This is a genomic window from Sporolactobacillus sp. THM19-2 (genome assembly GCF_004153195.1).
GTDB lineage: Bacteria > Bacillota > Bacilli > Bacillales > Sporolactobacillaceae > Sporolactobacillus.
In genome coordinates this window covers 26487-48341 of record NZ_SEMC01000006.1, presented here as the reverse complement: position 1 = coordinate 48341, position 21855 = coordinate 26487, and the positions used below count along the sequence as shown (strand labels likewise).

Below are 21855 nucleotides of genomic sequence, written 5' to 3'. Positions count from 1 at the left end.
AGACTCCCTTGGCCTGCACTCCCGCAGGTGCCAATACATTTCGCCCTACGGTTCAGCGTCACACCTCTAAATGAGGGGCTTCTGTATTTTTTGAGATCATCTCACTTCTTTTTCAAGAAGCATTCTGATTTTTATTTAAGCAATAAGCGGGAATTTTCCGGTTACCATGGAGAATGGAGCGCGTTCCGGGGAACCATAAGGGGAAATTTTCCGATTAAGAGAAATTTTTCCGTCTATTGATCAGATCAGGCACTTAACCTGATCTCCCGACCAATTGTCACTTGGGTAACCGGAAATGATTCATGACAGCTCGGCAATCGGCATACTATTTTGTCAGATCTCTGACCGTTTGCCGCTCAATGATCTGATGTCCCATAATTCGCCCTTCGACATGTTCTTTGCCTTCAATAATGTCAATCAGCATCCCGCCGCCGACACGGCCGATTTGAAAAAGCGGCTGTTCCACTGTCGTTAATGGGGGTATCGACATCTTCGCAATTTCCAGATTATCATAACCGATAATGGATAAATCATCAGGAACGCGCAGACCTGAGGAATAAGCAGCGGACAGTGCCCCGACAGCCATAAAATCGCTCGCCGCCAATACGGCCGTTAACCCACTGTTTTTTCTGAGCAGTTCAGGCAAGAGTCTTTGCCCATCATCAAAATAAAAATTAGGGCCATAGACAATCTGATTCTCATTAAAGGGCAGGTTGTGATCCTTCAATGCCTGGATAAATCCGTCGATCCTCGGCTGCCCGGCAATGCGTTCCTCCTTACTCCCGCTGATCATCCCAATTCTTGTATGACCCTTTGCGATCAGATAACTGGCTGCATGATAAGTTGCCATCCGGTCATCCACTTTCACGTAGGGAATGGAATATTTCAGGGACTGCGTCGCCAGCAATACAAGCGGAATGCCCATCCTTCTAATCTCATCGTAATATGCGTCCCTTAGAACTTCACTGGTAAAAAGCAGACCGTCCACCCGTTTTTCTTTCAAAACATGCAGGTAATCCATTGTCCGCACACCACTGTTTGCCGTATGACAGATGATCACACTGTAACCTCTGGTATAAGCAGCATCCTCAACCCCCTTTAGAAGTGAAGAGGAAAACATACTCGATACATTTGGAACGAGAATCCCGAGCGTTCTCGTTTTTTTATTGATCAATCCTCTGGCAACAGCATTTGGCTGATAGTTCAGGTCCTTGATCACTTTGAGCACGCGTTGTTTTGTTTTCAAACTGTAACCGGGCTGATTATTCAAGATTCGTGAGACGGTCGCAATGGAAACATTTGCGGCACGTGCAACGTCTTTAATCGTCGCATTCATGGGATCACCTTTTTTGAAAACGTTTACTCAACGGTTAAAATACAGACTTTTTCCCGCTTTGTCAAGCTTTTTTGAAAGAAAGCGCATTGTTTTATATGTTTTCCAGATTAGATTGGCGTCAAACATGACCAGACATTAAGGAATGTTCCCTTATAACAACTTAAATTATCTATGTAAACGTTTAATGCAGGTGTTTACTTTTGTTTTTAAGACGCTTCATCGAGTCATTCATAATAACCTGGGAGGGTGAATCATGGAAAATGTTATTTCATGGAAAGAACGCATAACGGCAAGGCCTGCTTATTTTATTGGGCAGGCTGTGATTAACAAAATGCTCATACTGGAGCCCGATGATGGGGCTACCCGGTATGAGCGTATGCCTGAAGATGATAGAACTGCCGTATACGGATCCGTACGTACGGTGGTATGATTTTCCTCTTGCCCGATCTATGTGATTTATTCAGGCCATTTCGGAGACGGTATTCATTATTCAATCAATTTAGCAATCAGATCAGACAACTGATTTAACTCCTGATCATTAAGTTTATGGAAAACTTTACGCATGTAATCCTCACGAACAGACCTCAATTGGTAATAAAGTGCAACGCCGTCCTCAGTTACTGTCAACAGGACTTTTCTCCGATCCCTTTTAGATCGCTGGCGGATCACGTAACCGCACCGAATCAGTTTGTCGATGACGGTCGTTGCATAACTGGGAGAGACATCGAATGCCTTCGCAATCTGCGATGAGGTTTCCTGACCATGTCTATGGAGATGAGACAGGAATGAGAATTCGTGAGCAGTCAGCTCACTGCCCTGAAGTTCATTTATTGACCGCCGATAACGTCGGATAAAAATAGCAAACTGGCTTTCAATTGTATGAATTCTGGATTCTCTGTCCGTAAGAGACACCTGCTTCCCTTATTTTCTGGTCATAGTCGGACTGATCTCAGCTCTTTGCCGCGAATTTGCTCGTTTAATAAAGAAAGCGAGCACCCAGGCAATGACCGTCAGCATGGTAGCGACAATAAAGGCATCATTAATACCCTGAATCGTTGCCAGCTGCTGAACCTTCATTTCAAGCAGCTGCAGTACGGTATGCTGCCCCTGTACCGCAGAAACGTGATCCGTTGCAGACAGCACAAGGCTGGAATTCTGAAGCTGCTGCATAAACGGATGATTACTTGAAGCAACCTGATTTGCATAGTCGCCGATATGCAATGTCGTTCGATTCGTCATGACGGTAACCAGGAAAGCCGTACCAAGCGAACCGGCAACCTGCCGCATCGTATTGGACATAGCCGTTCCATGACTGTTCAACGCTCGAGGCAGATCATTCAGCCCTTCTGTCATGATCGGCATCATCAAAAGCGACATACCGAACATTCGCCCCGTATAGAGAAACATAATCCAGCCGTACGTCGTCGTATCGCTTAAATGCCCAAACGCCCAGGTTGTAATAATAGTCACCGCAAGACCGATTACAGCGAGCGGTCGCGATCCGATCCGATCAAATAGTATCCCGGTAATTGGCGACATGACGCCCATGAGCAATGCGCCGGGTAGCAGAAGCAGTCCAGATTGAAGTGGTGTAAATCCGCGGATGTTCTGCAGATAGATCGGAAGCAGAATCATTGCGGCAAACATCGCCATCGTCACTAGTATATTAACGATTGTCGTGAAAGTAAATATTTTGTATTGAAAAACGCGCATATTAAGCAGTGGCGTATCCATAAACAGTTCATGCCAGACAAACAGAATCAGTGCGATGACACCGACGATAAGGGTTACTAATACGACGCTATCTTCCCAGCCTTTGTTTCCTGCTTCACTGAACGCATACAGGATGCCGCCGAAACCAATCGTTGACAGAACAACACCCGGAAGGTCAAGCTTTGGAAATGAGCGGCGTCCGACGTTTTTCAGATAGGTGAGGGCAAACAGGACATCAACAATGCCAAACGGGAGCACGATCCAGAATAAGACCCGCCATGTAAAATGTTCCACAATATACCCGGAAAGTGTTGGTCCAATTGCAGGCGCGAAGATCATGGCTACACCCATCAGCCCCATTGCTCCACCACGTTTTTCAGGCGGGAAAATGGCCAGGAAAACATTGGTCATCAGTGGCATGATAATTCCGGCACCAATGGCCTGAATCACGCGCCCACACATCAAAATGATGAAGTCAGGCGACAGAGCACAGACAAGCGTTCCCAGCGAGAACAGAGTCATCGCTGAGATAAAGAGCTTCCGAGTTGTAAAAGTTTCCATTAAATAAGCGGTAATCGGGATCAGAACCCCATTGACCAGCATATACCCGGTGGTGATCCATTGCGCCGTGCTGGTCGAAATATTCAAATCGACCATCATCTTAGGCAGAGCCACGTTCATGAGCGTCTGGTTCAGAAGCGCAACAAAAGCGCCCAGAATCAGGACCAGAATAATCGAAGCGTGATGACCTGACGCCCCCTGTGCGCTTAAGGCAGGGTTTCCCGGACGCTCTGCACAGTCCACTTTAGCAGAGTTCTGCACGATTCGCCTTCTCGAAGCATGTGACCCGCTGTCATGCTTTTCGCCAGACACGTGCAGGGAAGCTTCTCCCGTGCCCGGTTCAGTCAGACGGTCAGCAATCGTCATCAGTTTGTTTTTCCGGCGACGATGCAAAATAAAATTAAAAAACACAAGAAAAATGAGTGCACACCCGATGTACACAGAAAGGAATGATGTCATCAAATCCCTCCTCTCAAATTAGATATGAATCTTTACCGTAACATTCATGCCGGGAAGCAGATCATTACCTTTGTAGTCGTCAATTGAAATTCTCACAGGAATGACTTGCGCAACTTTTGTGTAGTTGCCATTACTATTCGATCCCGGAATCAGTGAGAAGGTTGCGGCGGTTGCTGTTCCAATCTTCTCCACTTTACCGGTAAATATCGTATCCGGGAACGCGTCAATTTTCAGATCAACTTTTTGTCCCTTTTTTACCTTTTCAATTGCGTTTTCATCGACATTGGCTGTCACGTACAGTTCATTCAGATTATAGGCCTGGGCAAGCTGCGTTCCGGCGGCTGCGAATGCATTTTTGGTTGTATTGCTTAACGCAATCGTCGCCTTTTGCGGCATTTTTACTGCAGCTTCAACTTTTTTGCCATCGGCTCCCATTGTTTCCACATCGCCGATTGTTTCATCGGCATCAAAAGTCCTGCCTTCTGCAGCACTCCAGTTAACCAGTTTTCCGGAAGCAGGCGAAGCAACAGAGATAACCTGGCCGCTTACTGCGGCATTATCCGTTTTGACATAATGAGTTGCCTGATCATAATAGTAGTAACCGGCTGCTCCGCCACCAATCAGAATGACGATCACAATGATGTTAATAATCAGCAATCGAGTAAAATTTTTCATAGCTGGATCTCCCTTCATTTTGACATAAAATTAATATAGTTAATTATTAACCTTATTAACTATTTAAGTGCAGTAGTAATTTAACATATTAGGTTTAAACGTGCAACAAAAATGAAATTTTTTTTCTTTTTTTATGCAGACCTGAAAAATTACCTGGAAACATGAGAAGGATCAAAAAGCGCGGGATTTATTGGGGCTGAACGGTCTCACCTGTCCCTGTAAAGTTGATGCTCAGGGAGGCAAGCAGTCCAAACCCAAATAAGATACTCAGGAGCACATGAAAGAGCAGAAATAAAGCAGCCATTTATTAGATCGCATCAATACAGACTCTTCGTTTGTTTCGTATTCTCCTATCTGTGTTGCCCGTCCGGTTCATCTGATTTTTTTAGAAACTCGATAACATCCTGTTCATAACCCTTTCGCTGATTCATTTCTTTTAAAAATGCTTTGTCATGCGTATGTGTTTTACCGGTTTCCAATTGCTCTTTATACAGACTGAGATAGGGAAGCCCCTGCCGCTTTGCCCGGTCTGTTTCTTTATCTCGGCTGTAGCTGACCTTTTTGAAACTTACTTGCGGAATGCCCTTTTCATCAATTTCAAGAATGGCATACTGAGCACGTAAATCAGCACGAAGCTTCGTCCGTTTGAAATAGGGCTGCCCCACGGAACCCGGGTTGATGATCAGTTGATCCTCACTGCTGTAGCGCAACATCTGATGATGCACATGGCCGTAAACGGCAACATCACTATTTTTTGAAGTAAAAAGGCGGTCAAAATTTTGTTGCGTTTGATCCGGTGTCAGATCACCGCCATAATTTTTACCCGGCAGGTTATGGGTCAGACTAATATTCAGTCCATTAATTGTCCTGGTCGTATGTATCGGCAGCTGCTTCAGCAACTCGATTTCGGCGCTTGTTAAGCTTTGACATTGGTACTGAACAAGTTTCGCAATATAAATATCTGATGGATCATTGAGGTCAACTTCTCCTTCCAGTACTTCGAGAAGGCAGTCTTCCCAGTTCCCCTTTACATAAACGGCGGTATTGATTTTTTTTAACAGAGCAAATAAATCAGCTGATCCGGGGCCGGGCATGATGAGATCGCCCAAAAACCAATAGTCAGTGATTTTTTCGCGGATAGAGTCTTCAATAACTGCTTCCAATGCGGTTGTATTTCCATGTACATCAGAGAGCAATGCGATTTTATGGTTCATGCGCGCTTCACGCTCCCGGCTGGCTAAATTTGCTTATCAACTCATTGTTATTCAAGAACAACGCTGTTTGGGGTATTAACCATAAGTTTCAACACAGATCGTAATCATACATCTTAGACGAACAATATTCAACTTATTGTGAGGTCTCCCCTCACCCACCGGCACCAGGCCTGTCATACGTCTTTTTAACCCACTGCTCTAATTCAGCCCGGAAGTTCTCTTTTTGTTCATCGTTTTGAAACACTTTTTCTAAACGTTATAGGCTGATCCTTCTTGATTTCCAAAAGTTTCAAAGTTGGACGAATCGACATCGAGAACCATCCTGGCGCTGGGACGAAGGACATGAAGCCGATCCAGATAAGCCTGGTTGACCGCTTCCAGCGACTGAACCGTTTCCTCATCCACGCATTGGTTGGACCGGGAAGGAGATCGGCTGAGAGCCCCCACCTGAGAAGCCAGCTTTGATTTTTTTGTTAAACTGAAGCAACTTTTTTTACGCTGTTCATACGAGGAAGTCCCCCTTACCTTGTATGTTTGGTTCTCGCAAATTAATCATACCAAAGAGGGGCTCCTTTATTGAGCATAAAAATGTTCATTCCAAATAAAATTCAGAAAATATTTGACATATCTCTGATTGAGTTGTATATTAATTCACAATTAAAATTTAAAAGAGTGATTATAAATGTTAGCAACCCGTGCGGCTATTATTCGAATTATTATTATCAGCGCCATTATTATTTAATAATGCGGGCTGCATGTTGTTGTCCGCAAAAAAGCGGACAGGGCTAGCAGGGCTAGGAACTGTCAAAGGTTCCTGGCCCTTTTCTTTTATCTTTAATTAATCATGGTAAAAGGGGGGCAGGGAAAATATTTTTTTAGTTCGGTTTTAAATCAGAATTTTACTTAGGGGGATTTTTTAATGAATAGTGTTGTTGATGCATCATTTGGCGGTGAAACATTAAAGCGAGATTCGGTTAAAACCGTTATCTTTGCTTCAATGATCGGAACAGCCATCGAATTTTTTGATTTCTACGCTTATGGAACCGCTGCTGCTGCTTATTTTCCGCAGGTCTTCTTTCCTGAAGTTACACCGACAATTGCTACTATTTTGAGCTTGCTTACCTTTGGTGTTGCTTTTGTTGCCAGGCCATTAGGAGCATTCGTTTTTGGTCACTTTGGCGATAAGATGGGTAGGAAAAATACTTTAGTTGTTTCTCTCCTGTTAATGGGCGTTTCAACCGTCTTAATTGGGGTCTTGCCAAGTTATAACACTTTAGGACTAACAGCTGTCTTACTGTTATGCACATGTCGTTTTGTTCAAGGAATTGGTTTAGGAGGAGAGTGGTCAGGTGCTGCTTTGGTTGCAACTGAAAACGCTCCTGCTGACAAACGTGCTTTATATGGTGCTTTTCCAGAATTAGGTGCTCCATTAGGTTTCTTCTTAAGCAATGGTCTATTCTTTGTTCTTGAAAGTATTTTAACACCGGAACAAATGATCTCTTTTGGTTGGCGTGTTCCATTTTTGACTTCTGCTTTATTAGTTATCGTTGGCTTATGGGTAAGAGCAAGAATGCAAGAGACGCCTTTATTCCGATTATCACAAAAGAAAAATAAGGTTACCCGCTCACCTTTATTAACCGTTTTGAAAACGAGTTGGCGCCAGTTGATCCAAGGTACATTTATTGTATCTGTTACTTATACCCTTTTTTATACGCTGGCAACCTGGTCATTAGCATATGCAACTTCTAATTTAGGATTTACCAACCGTGAATATTTATTCTTACTGATGGGGGCTGTTTTCGTATTTGCAGCATTCATTGTGATTGCCTCTTTAAATGCCGATAGATTAGGCCGGCGGAAAGTTTTAATTTCTTCATCTGTAGCCTTAATCGTCTTTTCTGTTGTCTTTCCATACTTACTTCAAGGTCACCAGAATTTCTTCGGCGCTGCTGCTTTCTTAGTCATTGGATTTGCTTTGATGGGGATTGCTTTTGGGCCAATCGGTGCCATTTTGCCAGAATTATTCAAAACTGAAGTCCGTTATTCAGGTTCCGGAATTGCTTATAATCTGGCGGCAATTGTAGGTGCTGCTTTCACACCAACAATTGCAACCTGGCTAGCTGCCACCTGGGGAATCCAGTCTGTTGGACTTTACCTCGGAATCATGGCTGTCGCTTGTTTCGTTTCTTTAATCACTATCAAGGAAACTAAAAATGTCGATTTTACGAAATAATCATTTAACTGATGAGGATGATCAACATGTCTTTCAAAAATAAAAAGCATCGGTTGCCGCCGATACTTTTGCATAGTAAATTCACTCTGTCAAATTTTTATATCGCTATGCAAAATTAATTATAACATCATTTTTTTAGTTGCTTGTTGCTTCGGGCTTGCCCTTTATCAGTTAAATTTTTAAAAACAAGGTTCTATAATATCTGGTACTGATAGAAGAATTCATCTATCAGTACCCATTTTTTGTTTATGCTAAAAAGGAAATAAAGCTGCAACTTCATCACAAAATTAATTAGCCTTCAGACGATAATTTAAGCTTCTTCGCTGATTAAAATTAATGAACCTGGAATTACTGGAAACTACCTAATTAAAAATGACAGGTGGTTTTCAAATGTTAGTAGAGTTCAATGACCTGGATAACTTATTCCATATTACAGAGCCCTGGTATGTTCATGACTGTATCTTTAACGAAAGCCAAAAAAAGATGGATGTTTATTTAAAAGTATACAAAGAAGCCTTTTTAACGTGCCCAAGCCCGGCTGGCCCCCATGGTGGAACTCTCAAAGACACTGAAAAAGCATTATGCGGCGTGGTCAGGTGATTCCAATCCCAACTCAACAACAGGATATTGGAAGGCATCAACAGCCTATTCCAGGCACTGAAACGGAGAGCAGGAGGCTACCACTCCGATAAGAATATCATCGCCATGGTCTACCTGCTTGCCGGAAAATTAGATTTCTCACCCAAATAAAAGAACAGGCATCAGTACGAAGCCACGTATCGCTCACAACTGAACCCGTTTCCTTGTCCGATTTTCATGGATTATTTGGAAATCACTTTACCAAACTATGTCCCATTTACGGATTTTAGCGAAGAGCCATATAGTTTGGCATTTCAGGTAAAGTGCTTAATCCAATGCACCTCCGAAAGCAGAGACAACATCTTCACCATTCAGGTTGATAACTTTTTTACCCATAGCATTACTAATTAAATTTATTAACGATTTAGCTCTCTTTAAAAAATATTTATCAAAGTCATCTACTTTAAGATCATCAATATCAATTAGATGAGATCTAACATTACTTTCTAACTGAGATTCCGCTACATGACCGTTATCTTTGATCCTCTTCATATAGACACTAGGTGCGTTCCCACCAATTATCCTGTTTGTCCGGGCAAACAATGGCGTTTTATTAACAATAGAATTCCATTTCTTTTTATCTATCTTTCTTTTGATACAATAATCGCGCGGAAATATATGGTGAATATCCGTCCTTTCATCGAGGAACACTATAAAATCCATCTGTCTGCCACTAATAAAATCGCAACAGTGATTCTTTAAAATTAATGCCATAATTCCTTTATAAGCGGCACTTTGCCGTGTTTGAAGGGACAGAAGTCTTGTAGGTTCAAAATATGCTCTCTGTACCGTATCAGGTTCTTTTCCATCATGTATCCATCCTAAAACGCCACTAACATCACTTGCATACCTTGTTTCATTTGCTCCACCATACATTTCACCGAAAACACCACACCAATACCATCGCGAAATCTTTTCTTTAATCGTACCATCCTGAGCCCTGGGACCAAGAACAGCAAATATAACCGACATTGGAATTAACTGAGTACTATATGGCAGATCACGTGATGAGAAAATTCTCTGTTCTTTAAGAAAGCTAGCACTCTGAAGAAAGCCTTCAGTTAATTGATCTGCATATTTTTTGTAATCATTAAGTTTTAACTTAAGTACATCTTTTTTCTTACAACTTATTGCTTCGCCACCATTTTGCCTCAAATAATATCTGGACAGTAGTGTTATCGATGTTAAAAAATCTGTAGATGAAACATCAGACAATAAGGCGTCTGCCTTATTTGAAATAGATAAAGCAGACTTCTGAATGAACTTTTCTTTTCGCATTTCCCAGTCTTTCCGCAATTCAAAGTTATCCGCAGCAAATGTAGCCGTAATTAACTCAAAAACAGTTAATGAGACACCTCCAGTATTTACATTTTCAAATACCTGACAAACTGCTTCTTTCGGCGTCTCCTTACTTAATGTAATTACCGGAACCTTGTAAGCCTGAATTTGTGCTAATATTTTTGCGTTAAAATTCATGTATCGATCGAGAATCTGTGGCGCATAATTATGAAATTTTTGATACTCGTTTTGCCATTGTGTGCAGGCAATCATATCATAGACAATATTTAGTGGAAACATATGATTCTTAAATTCATTTTCTTTTGTAGAAAGATCAAGATCTATATTCCGCCCAAAATTTGATCTAATCTTTTTATCCTCTGGAACCGAGATTACTGCATCAACTCTATCAATTGTACTGTTCAAACATTTTTCAATATCCAAATAATAGTAGCGATTAATTTGTTTATTCTTATTTGTCTTCGTAAGCATAGCGCCTCTAAAATACATAGCACCAAAAATTGAAGTTAACCTCTGCTGTCCATCAAGAACAAGAATCTCTGGTTTGTTCTTACTACTTGATCCACTAAATGGTTTATACTTAAATCGTATCGAATCACCACCATATTCCAAGAACATTAGTGCACCGACTGGATAAGAATTCGATATGCTGGCGATTAATGCCCTAATGCGATCATCATCCCATACCCAGCCACGTTGGAAATCCGGCAATTGATTTAATCCCTTATTTATAGCTACCAGGATTTCTGACATTGGAATATCGTTTGATCTAAAAATATTTGCCATCTTTATCATCACCTATCTTCTGCAAATTAGTTCCAGTTTGGTTGTAGTATAGGACCTCTATGACGATATTAAATGGATTAAGTCAGCGAATTATCGAGATATTTAATCCTGAATTATTCATAGAGCACTGTTCCCCCATCATTTAGGCGGTGATTCATAATTAAACAAGCGCACTATTGAAACCTTGTCCCCACATGATTATTACCTCTCAGCTGTGGTTAATATTATTCATCAAACCCAAAGTTATCAATTTTTAATGTTCGGCAATTTTCGCTGACCGTTCGGATGGTTTCTGGTGGAATTCCTTTTGTTACATTGGCATCGACATCAAGCTTAATATCGACATCACTCCCATCGAGTGATGTAACATGATTAATGATCTCATCAACAAGGCGGCTCACATCACGATTGATTCTTGTGTTGTCCAATTTGGCAGACATATGAAAGTGAATAACTTGTGCTGCTTTTTCTTGCTTGTCCCCATTATCTTTATTTGGATTTGGATCGACTTCAACAGCCGCTCCTCCATCATGATTTTCACTGCCACCTGGATTGATTTCAGAAGGAGCAGGTTCTTTGATGGTCTGTTCTTTGGTCAATTGTTTTAATGCAATGACAAGTTTAACCAGGTAACTATTTGGATTAACCTCAGTTATAGGCCGATTATATGTCAAGCCTATATATCGCTCTTCGCTCTTTGCTTCTGCAAGGGCAAAATATTCTGTTGAATGAATCCCCTCACAAATTGCCCTTTCCAACACTTCATAAGATGCCAGGCGAGGTAAATAGCAATACGAGCAAAGCTGCTCCCACAACTGTTTAATGGAGATGTCATCCCTGTTTTTCCACAGAACATTATCCAGTTCCAGTAGCAATAGAGCAGGTGCCCATTGCGTGATTAAAGCATCCTTTTGTTCCATGTCTCGCGCTGCCTTTGCCACAATGCTGTCATCACTGCCGCCAATATTTGAACTGTCCCATATAATTGCTTTCAAGTCTATTTCCCGGTCAATCCGTGGCACAATTAGCCATTGATACGCATCTTTAATCCGAGATCTTGCAGTCTCATCACTACGATCAATATTAACTTTAGTTTCTTTGACCTGAGTTGCATCTAGATTCAGCGACTCTTTGTCTCGTAAAATGGATTGCCACGCCAGATAAAGGCGAATAGTTATTTTCAACGATGGAATTTGATTCACATCCGGTGCTACAAAAGCGAGCATGTTTCGATAGAGCCTCGCTGTATCGCCACGATTATCCAATATATTTTGAGCTGCGGAAATGGCTCGACTATTTTTTGATCTTGAATCATAGGTATCGGTTGGTTTGAGGATCACCAACCGAGCAAATTGGTCATCCGGAACATCTAACGACGACGAAGGACAAATGTGGAGGCCGCCAAAAGGTTTTTCCTTCCGTTCTTTCCGCAGACGACGTTCAATTTCGTTGAGCACGTCTGACTCCGAGAACAGTGTGATTGCCCTGTCTTCGGCTGTTTTTCTCAATGTGGGATGTGTATCAAACCAGAAACGATTATTTGATGAATCAGCGTATAGATAACTAAGTTTATTCTGTAATTTGCCAAGTGCATCATTGAAAACGGATATCTGTTCCCCCGGTTGGGCAATTCCTAAACGTATACTTGATGACTCTATTCCCCTGACAGACTGTTTCTTGTTCGTTGGTGCACTCCCAAATAGTATCGTACGGGCAACTCGTCTGCATGCTAAGTACTGACCAAAGCGCCTATTCTGTTGATCTTCTATATACGGAATCGAATTTTTCCCATCGACTTCATGGTCGATAATCGCATTCCAGCTTTCAGGAAGATAACGTGTCAGTTCATCACGTATGAGGGGATTGTCCAGAGAAATTGATGATGGCATGATCATTAGACCTGCATCGTTATTCATCCACAGATCGTGAACGACGGCAGCCATCAACCGCAGGACGCCACGCGTCCTCTGAAAATTTTCCAGTGTTGCCCAATCATCATAAAGCCGATGGAAAACTTCCGGGTGAATTGGGTAACAGGCGATCAGTTCCCTTTTGTATGCTAATTCCTTGGCCTGAATTGGAAAATCGGAACTATTGTTTTGATACATCTTACTAAATTGACTGCATACCTGCTCACGTCCTGCCGGATCTTTGCAGTCAAGGAAGAGTCGTCTTCGAACCACTTCAAAACCTTCGTCCGCAGCTACCGGTTTCCATACCGACTCCATTCGGCCAAATGTATGCTCAATAGTTGCCAACACTTGCCTGCCGGCTTCCCCACCAATTTCAAGATTCGATTCTGGTATTGAAGCAACAACAAGACTGTTTTTACTGGCTCGGGCAGCTTCTGTGATTTCCTGAATAAACGAAATAATATTTTCAAAACTCCCGGCAGGTAAACCACTCACCCCATAAATTTTACGTGCATAAGCGACCAGTTCATCAATCAGGACTACGCATGGTCCGCACGCATTGAAGAGATTTTTTAAAGCTTCTGAGCCAGGTGAAATGCCTTTTCGATCCGCTTCTTTTACGTAACTGTAAAGTTGTGGGTTTCCTTCTGATGCAGCCAGTTGAGCAGCCATTTCCCCCCAAAGTGTATTGATCGTAATACCTGGGAAATTATTCGGCCTCTTGCTTTTTGACGGATTTAGGGCCGTTCCAACAAGTACTGAAATATTCGCCTTTGGTAAAGATTTAAGGCCTGCTTTTTCAAGTACAGATTTGGCATTAGGGATCTTATCAATAGTCACTTTTCCGCCAAGCAAATGATAAAGTGCTAACATGCTGTGTGTTTTCCCGCCGCCAAAAGCTGTCTTCAATTGAATCACCGGTTCGCCGCCACTGCCTGTTACTCGTTCGAGTGCCTGAACGAGCAGATTCGACATGCCTTCGGTAACATACGTCCGGGCAAAAAACTCGACTGGATCCTGATATTCATAACTCGCATCGCCATGTGCGACTTGAGCAAGATCGGCGGCAAACTCTGCATTCTTATAGCGACCTGCTGCTACATCCGGATGTGGTTCAATGACATCGCGCCAGCTGGGCAGTCCATTGAGTGGTACTTCCCGCATAATGCCGCGGTTTTTTGCTGTTCTAGCATCTCCCGTCCGATTATTCTGAACAACGGCTGTTGATCCCCTTTCCGATCCATAGCGGAATTTTCGCATCAGCGATCGGATGTTCTCGGCGCTCTCTGCATCAATTTGCTCGCAAAGGCGCGACATTGTATCCAGCGCCCGCCACGTATAATCGTCATCGAAATCTTCACTCCCAGCATGAGCCCACTTGTTTCGTACACCCTTTAATTCCTTGGTCCAGGTGCGATGATCGATCGACAGCTTTTTACGAAATACCTGATTCCACTGAAAATCAATCAGGTTTAAACATGCAGCAATATCCAGTGAATCAACCAACTTGCCCCATGAACCGGTTAACGGAAGATTCCGTTTTTGTTCGTCTCGAAGTACATCAAGTACACCGCTCAACCACCAATTGTCTTTATACTCGATCTGCAATTCCCGTGCAATATAAGGAGCAAGAGCTTTTAACAAATATTCGAATCCCCTATTAACTAACTCGTGATTGCTCATTGGTCTCCCCCCTGAAAAAAATTCAGTTGTTGCGTATCTTGCCGGCGAAGCTCAGCTGCTTTATTTTGAATATCCGGCCAGGCTGTTACCAGTGAATTGAAGGCAAATGCTTCCTTTGTCCATTTTTTCCGTTCAGCAATGGTGAAAAGCCGATAAACAAGTGCCCGTGCATCTTCCACATTAGTATCGGCAACTTGGGCAACGATCCTGGCGGCCTCCTGATTGCCTTTGCCAGTTTCCATTGCCCTAGTCAGTTGCTGTGCCAGAAGCCAAATCAGCGACCCGTCTTTTTTGACATCTTCAGGCAATTCTTCGCGGGTAAGTAATCTCACTACGCCTTTATCCGCCTGCAGTATTTTTTCCCGTTCAATTTGATTAATCGAGACGTTTTTGGCATTAGCCAGTACCTCTGCTTCCCCATATTTAATTGTGTTATAGGCATACTGTTCATATAAATCCACACAAAAACGACTGTATTGATCCAGATTCCCACTCTGTTCGGATAAGTAAGTATCCAATTCCTGATTGATGATTTGCAATGCCGATCGAACACTCATTGGCGTTCCATCTGCTTCTAATACTTTCGTATATTTCGAGAATACAGCCATCCCAGGACCGATCGCTGATTGTGCCAAGTCAACGGGTGCAATATTCGATTGCTGCAGCTTAAACAGTGCCGGTCGTAATTCACGTTTCAGACCATTGATAAATTGCCGCCTCGTTCCCATCGGGGCATCTACAGGACGTTTCCGACAGACAAGAACGATGGAAGAAGCTAAAGAGTTAGTACCAATTCCATTTGTCCTATTTGCTCTCTCAGTTCTCATTGGCCAAGTGCCAGTTATAACAAAACCTGATTGAATAATAGCCGTTAGCATAGTTGCCCATCCTGTCGAACTTATCTCTTTGTTGCCGCTCTTATCCCTACTTTTTTCACTTTGCTTATATGCATAATAAACAGTAACGGGTATGTCTTCACAAGCTGACTTGTATATTTCCCCAAGGGCTTGAATCATTCCATTTTCGAAAAAGTGTTTAGCTTCGTTCACCTGTCCATTAAAGCGATATGGGGTTGCAACTAATTCTTCTGCTTTAGGAACAAGCAGAGTACTGAATAATTTGGGAAAAGTCCGTTTCAGAGTTCGCCGAAGCCAAATATAAAAGAAATCAGATAAATCCGCATAACCTATATTGTCATAGTAAGGAGGATCAGTAGAGATCACGACATTATTAAAGTCAAAACCAACTGCTGCATTGTGCTGAGATGCAATCCCTGCATTATTAGCCGGTAGTGCAGCTGCTGCTTCAACAACCCATTTCAGCATATTATCAAAGCAACCTGAAGAATGGGAAAATGGATTTGCTTCGGCATAATCCCAAACCATAGGTATAGCCTGTCTAGCAAAAGTATGAGAAATTGCCCCAATCGTATTTAACCATGAAGCAATAGTTGAACAGATATCTGCCTCTCGATCAACTGCAAATGCTAAATATACGCCAACTGCTTCGCCATAAGCCTGTGCTCCGGCCCCGCCTTTTGATAGCTGAATGCCATCATTAGCCATTCCTGCAGCAATCGCATCTGCTTTCACTTTTTTCTGTGCTTCTCTAATTAAATCACTGAATGTTGTTAGAGCGGTTAACTGACGATTGGTGAATAATTTTGAAAAAGTATCTAGTCCATAACCAGTACACCAAAGATTGCGTGGATCATATGCCAATTCTCCATCAGGATAATCTACTGGCCTCTTGGTTGCCTCAGCCACTTCAACTTGCACATGATCCGGTGATAAATAAATTCTTCCATGAGTCCCCTCAGCAACAACACCTATTAATGTGGAACCCATCTGTCCAGCTTTAGAAGTTTGTTTTATGTAATCTTCTGTTGTAGCTTCACCGCACATGATACATTTAAATTTTGCACCACGAGAGATTTTGGGTGATATTAAATGAGCTGGTTTTCCATATTTAACTTCATAATGTATCTTGTGTGCTTCATAATCAAAAACCGGGTCGACATATGCTTCATGATCTTTTTTCTTTGAAAGAATAAAAGAACTTGCCAGGGGCATTTCACAGCCACAGGCTGGATTTGGACATTTTACCGTCCGAGCCCATATCCAGGCGATCACTGTTGCTTTTCCGCCGCCCATTTTTTTGGGTAGGTCAACCTTCGGGTAGAGATTGCCGATTCGCTTGAATGCTTCCTTTTTCATCCACTCGCCATAGTAGCGAACATCTTCAGCCAGTCCTTCAGTACCTGACCAAGTATTGTCCATCGTTTCGGTCCGTGATTTAGGATTAACTGCCGGATGATCGGCAAATTTCGGTGGAATTTCGATCATCGCTTTGTTGATCATGACAGCGACCGGATTGAGATCACCGGCATGTGCTTCCAGTCCCAGGCGCTGTGCTTCAAGTGGAATCGATCCTCCACCGGCAAACGGATCGAACAGCGGCGGTGGATTGCCGTTCGTCGATTTACAAATTTCAGCTTTTGCCTGGTCCAGAATTTCTCGATTATTCGAATTTTCCCATTTCACCAGTTTTTCAAGGAGTGAAAAAAGGCGGTTTCGTTCTTCTAACTGTGCTTCTTCCGTTGGAAATTGTTCCGGATGAGACGATGGATCATCAACTAATGAGGCAAAGATAACGGCACGGGCAGCGGCCAATGGTCGTCTTGCCCACCATAAATGCAGCGTCGACGGATGACCGTGCCGGATTGATTTTTCTCGTGCTGAAGCCTGATTAATGGCATCAAGCGGCAAAGCTACTTCAATTAATTTTTTCCGAGTCAATGTAAATTCCTCATTTCTCCAGGAGAACTTTTGCGTGATCAATTAATTTCATTATATCGTAGTTTACACTGGTAGCGCTAAAGTCCGGGGCCTTTATAAATGGTTTTTTCAAATAAATGGTGTGTGTTTTCACTCCATCGACTTTCACGAGTGCCAAAATGAATTCATCTGGTTTATTCAGAGCAGTCAGGATTTCATTCTTACTGAGTGTCACTGTTGTGGCATCGCTTGTTCGCCCTTTTACTTCAATAAAGCGGAGACAACTCCCGCCGTGCCTTTGAGCTTCGGGAATTATCGATTCAATATCATAGCCACATTTTTTCATACTGACATCCTCAGGCACAAAGCCAAGCTCCCGTTCAATCATCATAACAGCTCGCATGCCGGCCAGCTCGATTGTCCGCCGGTCTTTTCCAAACAATCCTGCAGTCGAGGGTTTTCCGAATAGCTTCGTCAGTAATCCCAGAGGAACAACAAGCGAACCCCCAACGACTTTTGGCGGCATGGGTGATAGATGTTTCGTCTGCTCCAGTTCAGCCAGTCTTTTTCTCATCCTGCCTTCCAGTTCCTCGGCACGTCGAGTCGCCAGTTTTGAATTAAGCTTTGCATTGGTTTTGCCCGTTGCTTCTTTTTCTTTCAAATCTGCCGCCTGATAGTCCCAATATTGAATCTCAGCTGTTAACCGTTCCTTCACCGCTTTCATTGTTTTCTCGATTAATTTTACTTTGTGACTTTTCACAGTTTGAAAATGATCAGGAATAATCTGTTCGATCGCATAGCGTTTTGCACGTTCTTCCACATTGTGCATCAGCCATGACTGGTTTTTGATATACCCATTGATACGTTTTCTTTCTTCTTCATTTGCCGGCCTATAATCAAGATATGGTGCATAACCAGCGTTCATCGACGTACCGTTTTCTTTCAATTCAACAAAATGAACATGTTTGGAGATAACCCTGCGTGTTCCATTATCAAGAATTTTTCCGTCCTGAATCGCATCTTCTATGTAGAAAAGCAGCCTTGGATCGATATTTTCATCATTTTCATCTACATAGATCGTACCACGTTTCAGTACATCCCCGTAACGTTCCAGAATCAAACCAATTGCAGCGTCCAACAAAGGTTGCCCAGGGCAAAGAAGAACAGCCGTTGCCTTTCCATGAAGATGGCAGGATGTTTTATCAAAGCAGACACGTTCATACTTTCTAAGAATTGGTTCATCAAGCGTACTTTCATTGAAGTGTCGGATGGTGTATGGAACAGAGGTGATTTCATATCTCCCCTGTTCTCTGGGTTTGATTGAGCCCCCTAATTTTGTGAATGCTTCTTTAAAGAACGCTTCGATAAAATGCGGTTGTAATTTATGGGCTTCCACACGTTCCATATCTTCACGAATTTCCGATACCTGATGGATATCCATCGTATCTTCCGTCAATGCCCGCTCTTTAAGCAGATTTTTCAATGCCTTCTGATCAAGCGAATGATCAACCACCTGATCCAACCTGGCTTTAACCTCGGGACGATTACCATAACGAACTGCTTCAATAAGCAGCTGACGTAAAGATTTATTTTCAAACTTCACTTTCCCCAAGATATCGAATACTTTGCCGCCTAGTGCTTTTCGTTCGTTATCCAATTTGGCCAATAATTTTTGATAAACCTGGCCTTCACGCGTTTTATTAGAAACAAGATTCCAGAAATGGCACACCTCTGTCTGTCCGATACGATGGATGCGTCCGAAGCGCTGTTCCAGTCGATTCGGGTTCCATGGAAGATCATAATTGATCATCAGATGCGCTCGTTGCAGGTTGATCCCTTCACCGGCAGCATCTGTCGCAATAAGGATACGAACTTCTTTATCCTGTTTAAACAGTTCTTCAACATGATGGCGATCTCTCCGCTGCATGCCACCATGAATGGTTACAACGGCATGGTCATTGCCTAGTAAAGAACGTATTTTATTTGTCAAATAATAAAGTGTATCCTTATGTTCCGTAAAAATAATCAGTTTTTCCCTCCGACCATCAGGACTGAACATATTCTTATCTTCTTGAAGAAGTTTCGAAAGTTCTTCCCACTTCCGATCATCACCGGTTGCTCTCACTTCCGTAGCTGCTTGTTCCAGGTGTTTCAATGTTTCGATCTCTGCTTCCATTTCTTTGATAGTTGATGACGCGGATGCTTGATCCGCGATACGATCTTCAACCGATTCAAACTCTTCACCAGGCATCTCATCAAGGTCATAAAAATCATCATCATTTTTTAAAGCAAGCGAATCTTGAGAAACATGACGCTGCATCTTTTCCTCAGTTACCCGTTGCTCTAAGCGTTCCCGCCTACGCCTTAGTGATTGATAAATGGCTTCTGGTGAAGATGCAAGCCTGCGTTGTAGAATAGTTAACGCGAAACCGACTGTATTCCTTCGTTCAGTGTTCAGCTTATCTGCGCGATTAAACTCTTCCTGAACATATTCAGTGACTGCTTCATAAAGTTGTGCTTCATTAGGAGATAAATCATAATTAACTGTATAAGCAAGTCGTTCCGGAAAAAGTGGCGTCCCGTCAAATTTGAGCAGCTCCTCTTTCACCAAACGTCGCATGACATCGGACACGTCAATTGATTGCTGCCTGGAGCGTAACTTTCCTTCAAAGCGATCGGGATCGATCAGTGACATGAACAGTTGAAAATCTTCTTCTTTTCCATTATGCGGTGTCGCTGTAAGTAATAGAAAATGGCGTGTAATCGTCGACAGTAGCTGACCGAGCCTGAAACGCTTCGTATATTTCACTTCGCCACCAAATACAGTGGCTGACATCTTATGTGCTTCATCGCAGACAATAATGTCCCAGTCAATCGCTTTCAGTTTTCTCTGAAGGTCATCATTTCGCGCCAATTTATCAAGACGGGCAATGCAGAAGGGCATTTCTTCAAAGACATTCCCTGTTACAGCTGAGTCTATATTATCATTATTAAGTATCTTAAACCGAAGATGGAATTTACGATAAAGTTCGTCCTGCCATTGTTCTGACAGATTGCCAGGTGTGACAATCAAGCACCTTTTCACATCGCCGCGAATAATCAGTTCCTTTAACAACAGACCTGTCATAATTGTTTTTCCGGAACCAGGATCATCAGCCAGTACATATCGCAGTGGCATTCTTGGCAGCATCTCTTTATAAACAGCAGAGATCTGATGTGGTAAGGGTTCGATCTCGGATGTATGGACAGCCAAATAGGGGTCAAATAAATGGGCAAGATGAATGCGATACGCTTCCGAGACCAGGCGCATCAAACCACCGTCCGCGTCAAAACTCCATGGGAGACTGTCTTTAATGATCTTCAGGTCAGGTTCGCTATCACGATAGAGCAATTCGCTGCCAAGCTGGCCTTTATCTGTTTTATAGGTGACTTCCAGAACGGCATTACCATACCATGATGCCGCTACAATAGTTACCGGATCATCACCAACGATGCCTTTTACGACGGTATCTGCAGTTAAATCTTCTAAACGAGCCAAAACGAATCCCCCTGATGATTCATAAAAATTCATTTCCAGGCAATATCATGTTTTTTACTTTTTAATAGACTTGATGACAGCACACTGGAACACTCTTTAATATATACCTTTCATTTGATTATATCAGATTATTTATCAGTTATTGGTTAGACTTGAAGGATGAAAAGCGCCCATAAAGAACTTAATGAATACCTCTTTATCTTGTCTTGGGGAAAAACCCTCCTTCAAAGATTGTTCTTGGGTGATAAAAATGTATGCACCCATTATTTTCGCTGACTTCAATATCATGGTGTGAGTATTTTCTGTGAATAAAATTTAAACAGTTACCAGGTTACGTAAATCTGTCTTTTTAGATTTGTAAGCTTTCTGAAGCTGAAGTTGCTTCATTTCGTTTTCTTGAAGAATCTTATTTCTCTCTAAATCATTTCCCCCCTGCCAGTAACAGGCACATTCCCCATTAATCAGGTATTACTCTGACGAGTTTCATATATTTTCTTCTCTTCAAGCAACTTGTCAAGATCCTCAACACACTGATCCTTACTCAGTTTGCGCTTAAGAGAATAAAGCTTTTCTGTGGTTTTGATCATCGCTTTTTCGTAATATCAGGTTCATGACCAATAATTTCTTTTCTGTGTTTCTCCTCATCTAATTTTGCTCGAATACACAGAGCGCAAGCCCAGCTTGTCGGCGTGACATTTTTCCAATGTTTTTCTTGATTTGTTTTCCCTTTTTAACTCGCCACATCCTTTTTGACAAATGCAACTGCGACGTCCGGGAATGCATAGAGACACTTCACCTGTTCTTGATCAAAGTCGATGACCACACAATCTTTTGCTTCCTTTAATTCGCTTATTTGTTGATCATTCATTTTCAAAGCAAAATCATGTGACCAATCCTTAAAAAAGACGATATGATCGCTTTCTTCAATGAGTGCGACGGGAACGCCACTCGGATTTTCGCCAATATAGCAATCTTTACCGCTTACCATAATCTCAACACAATACATTCAATCACTCCCTCGTTATGGTG

15 protein-coding genes are annotated in these 21855 nt (G+C 42.4%); 4 read left to right on the top strand and 11 right to left on the bottom strand.

Translation table 11 applies throughout. The annotated features are described in order from the left end of the window. Positions 1-325 precede the first annotated feature (325 nt). On the bottom strand, positions 326-1336 hold the full coding sequence (locus EWH91_RS06990; RefSeq protein WP_129929326.1) for a LacI family DNA-binding transcriptional regulator: 1011 nt from the start codon (positions 1334-1336) through the stop codon (positions 326-328). 253 nt (positions 1337-1589) lie between these two features. On the opposite strand from EWH91_RS06990, the gene EWH91_RS14460 reads away from it, so the two are divergent. Next, positions 1590-1766: a hypothetical protein gene (locus tag EWH91_RS14460; protein WP_165364264.1), complete on the top strand. Its 177-nt coding sequence runs from the start codon at positions 1590-1592 to the stop codon at positions 1764-1766. Positions 1767-1822: 56 nt separating this feature from the next. On the opposite strand, the gene EWH91_RS06985 is transcribed toward EWH91_RS14460, so the two are convergent. The 5 genes from EWH91_RS06985 to EWH91_RS06965 form a co-directional block, all read right to left on the bottom strand. Next, entirely contained in the window at positions 1823-2248 is a 426-nt protein-coding gene (locus EWH91_RS06985) for a MarR family winged helix-turn-helix transcriptional regulator (RefSeq protein ID WP_129929325.1), read from the bottom strand. 9 nt (positions 2249-2257) lie between these two features. Continuing rightward, on the bottom strand, positions 2258-4069 hold the full coding sequence (locus EWH91_RS06980; protein WP_129929324.1) for a DHA2 family efflux MFS transporter permease subunit: 1812 nt from the start codon (positions 4067-4069) through the stop codon (positions 2258-2260). A gap of 18 nt (positions 4070-4087) precedes the next feature. Further along, entirely contained in the window at positions 4088-4744 is a 657-nt protein-coding gene (locus tag EWH91_RS06975; RefSeq protein ID WP_129929323.1) for an HlyD family secretion protein, read from the bottom strand. A gap of 350 nt (positions 4745-5094) precedes the next feature. After that, positions 5095-5958 (bottom strand): metallophosphoesterase family protein, encoded by an 864-nt coding sequence (locus EWH91_RS06970; RefSeq protein WP_129929322.1) that lies wholly within the window; start codon positions 5956-5958, stop codon positions 5095-5097. A gap of 249 nt (positions 5959-6207) precedes the next feature. Continuing rightward, positions 6208-6417: a transposase gene (locus EWH91_RS06965; protein ID WP_483315827.1), complete on the bottom strand. Its 210-nt coding sequence runs from the start codon at positions 6415-6417 to the stop codon at positions 6208-6210. Positions 6418-6877: 460 nt separating this feature from the next. Here EWH91_RS06965 and EWH91_RS06960 point away from each other — a divergent pair, with 460 nt between their 5' ends. The 3 genes from EWH91_RS06960 (at position 6878) to EWH91_RS06950 (ending at position 8941) form a co-directional block, all read left to right on the top strand. After that, positions 6878-8191: an MFS transporter gene (locus EWH91_RS06960; protein ID WP_129929320.1), complete on the top strand. Its 1314-nt coding sequence runs from the start codon at positions 6878-6880 to the stop codon at positions 8189-8191. Positions 8192-8581: 390 nt separating this feature from the next. Beyond that, positions 8582-8791: a hypothetical protein gene (locus EWH91_RS06955; RefSeq protein WP_129929319.1), complete on the top strand. Its 210-nt coding sequence runs from the start codon at positions 8582-8584 to the stop codon at positions 8789-8791. A gap of 27 nt (positions 8792-8818) precedes the next feature. Beyond that, entirely contained in the window at positions 8819-8941 is a 123-nt protein-coding gene (locus EWH91_RS06950) for a transposase (protein ID WP_165364262.1), read from the top strand. A 156-nt stretch (positions 8942-9097) separates the two neighbouring features. Here the strand turns inward: EWH91_RS06950 and EWH91_RS06945 are convergent, their stop codons facing one another. From EWH91_RS06945 to EWH91_RS06925, 5 genes are all read right to left on the bottom strand, one after another. Continuing rightward, positions 9098-10915: a GmrSD restriction endonuclease domain-containing protein gene (locus EWH91_RS06945; protein WP_206184302.1), complete on the bottom strand. Its 1818-nt coding sequence runs from the start codon at positions 10913-10915 to the stop codon at positions 9098-9100. Positions 10916-11139: 224 nt separating this feature from the next. Next, positions 11140-14511 (bottom strand): DUF499 domain-containing protein, encoded by a 3372-nt coding sequence (locus tag EWH91_RS06940; RefSeq protein WP_129929317.1) that lies wholly within the window; start codon positions 14509-14511, stop codon positions 11140-11142. Continuing rightward, a complete protein-coding gene (locus EWH91_RS06935; protein WP_129929316.1) occupies positions 14508-17309 on the bottom strand; it encodes a DUF1156 domain-containing protein in 2802 nt (933 codons plus the stop codon). Before EWH91_RS06935 ends, EWH91_RS06940 begins: the two co-directional genes overlap by 4 nt. 10 nt (positions 17310-17319) lie before the next feature. Further along, the gene (locus EWH91_RS06930; RefSeq protein ID WP_129929315.1) at positions 17320-20826 is read right to left on the bottom strand and encodes a helicase-related protein; all 3507 of its coding nucleotides are present in this window, start codon (positions 20824-20826) and stop codon (positions 17320-17322) included. 730 nt (positions 20827-21556) lie between these two features. After that, positions 21557-21832, bottom strand: coding sequence for a hypothetical protein (locus EWH91_RS06925; RefSeq protein ID WP_129929314.1), 276 nt, complete (start codon positions 21830-21832; stop codon positions 21557-21559). Between the last annotated feature and the right edge of the window lie 23 nt (positions 21833-21855).

What these genes read in the sequence shown, in the direction of transcription:
- EWH91_RS06990 (WP_129929326.1), bottom strand. Translation starts at nt 1,336, where the DNA reads ATGAATGCGACGATTAAAGACGTTGCACGTGCCGCAAATGTTTCCATT.
- EWH91_RS14460 (WP_165364264.1), top strand. Translation starts at nt 1,590, where the DNA reads ATGGAAAATGTTATTTCATGGAAAGAACGCATAACGGCAAGGCCTGCT.
- EWH91_RS06980 (WP_129929324.1), bottom strand. Translation starts at nt 4,069, where the DNA reads ATGACATCATTCCTTTCTGTGTACATCGGGTGTGCACTCATTTTTCTT.
- EWH91_RS06975 (WP_129929323.1), bottom strand. Translation starts at nt 4,744, where the DNA reads ATGAAAAATTTTACTCGATTGCTGATTATTAACATCATTGTGATCGTC.
- EWH91_RS06970 (WP_129929322.1), bottom strand. Translation starts at nt 5,958, where the DNA reads ATGAACCATAAAATCGCATTGCTCTCTGATGTACATGGAAATACAACC.
- EWH91_RS06960 (WP_129929320.1), top strand. Translation starts at nt 6,878, where the DNA reads ATGAATAGTGTTGTTGATGCATCATTTGGCGGTGAAACATTAAAGCGA.
- EWH91_RS06955 (WP_129929319.1), top strand. Translation starts at nt 8,582, where the DNA reads ATGTTAGTAGAGTTCAATGACCTGGATAACTTATTCCATATTACAGAG.
- EWH91_RS06945 (WP_206184302.1), bottom strand. Translation starts at nt 10,915, where the DNA reads ATGGCAAATATTTTTAGATCAAACGATATTCCAATGTCAGAAATCCTG.
- EWH91_RS06940 (WP_129929317.1), bottom strand. Translation starts at nt 14,511, where the DNA reads ATGAGCAATCACGAGTTAGTTAATAGGGGATTCGAATATTTGTTAAAA.
- EWH91_RS06925 (WP_129929314.1), bottom strand. Translation starts at nt 21,832, where the DNA reads ATGTATTGTGTTGAGATTATGGTAAGCGGTAAAGATTGCTATATTGGC.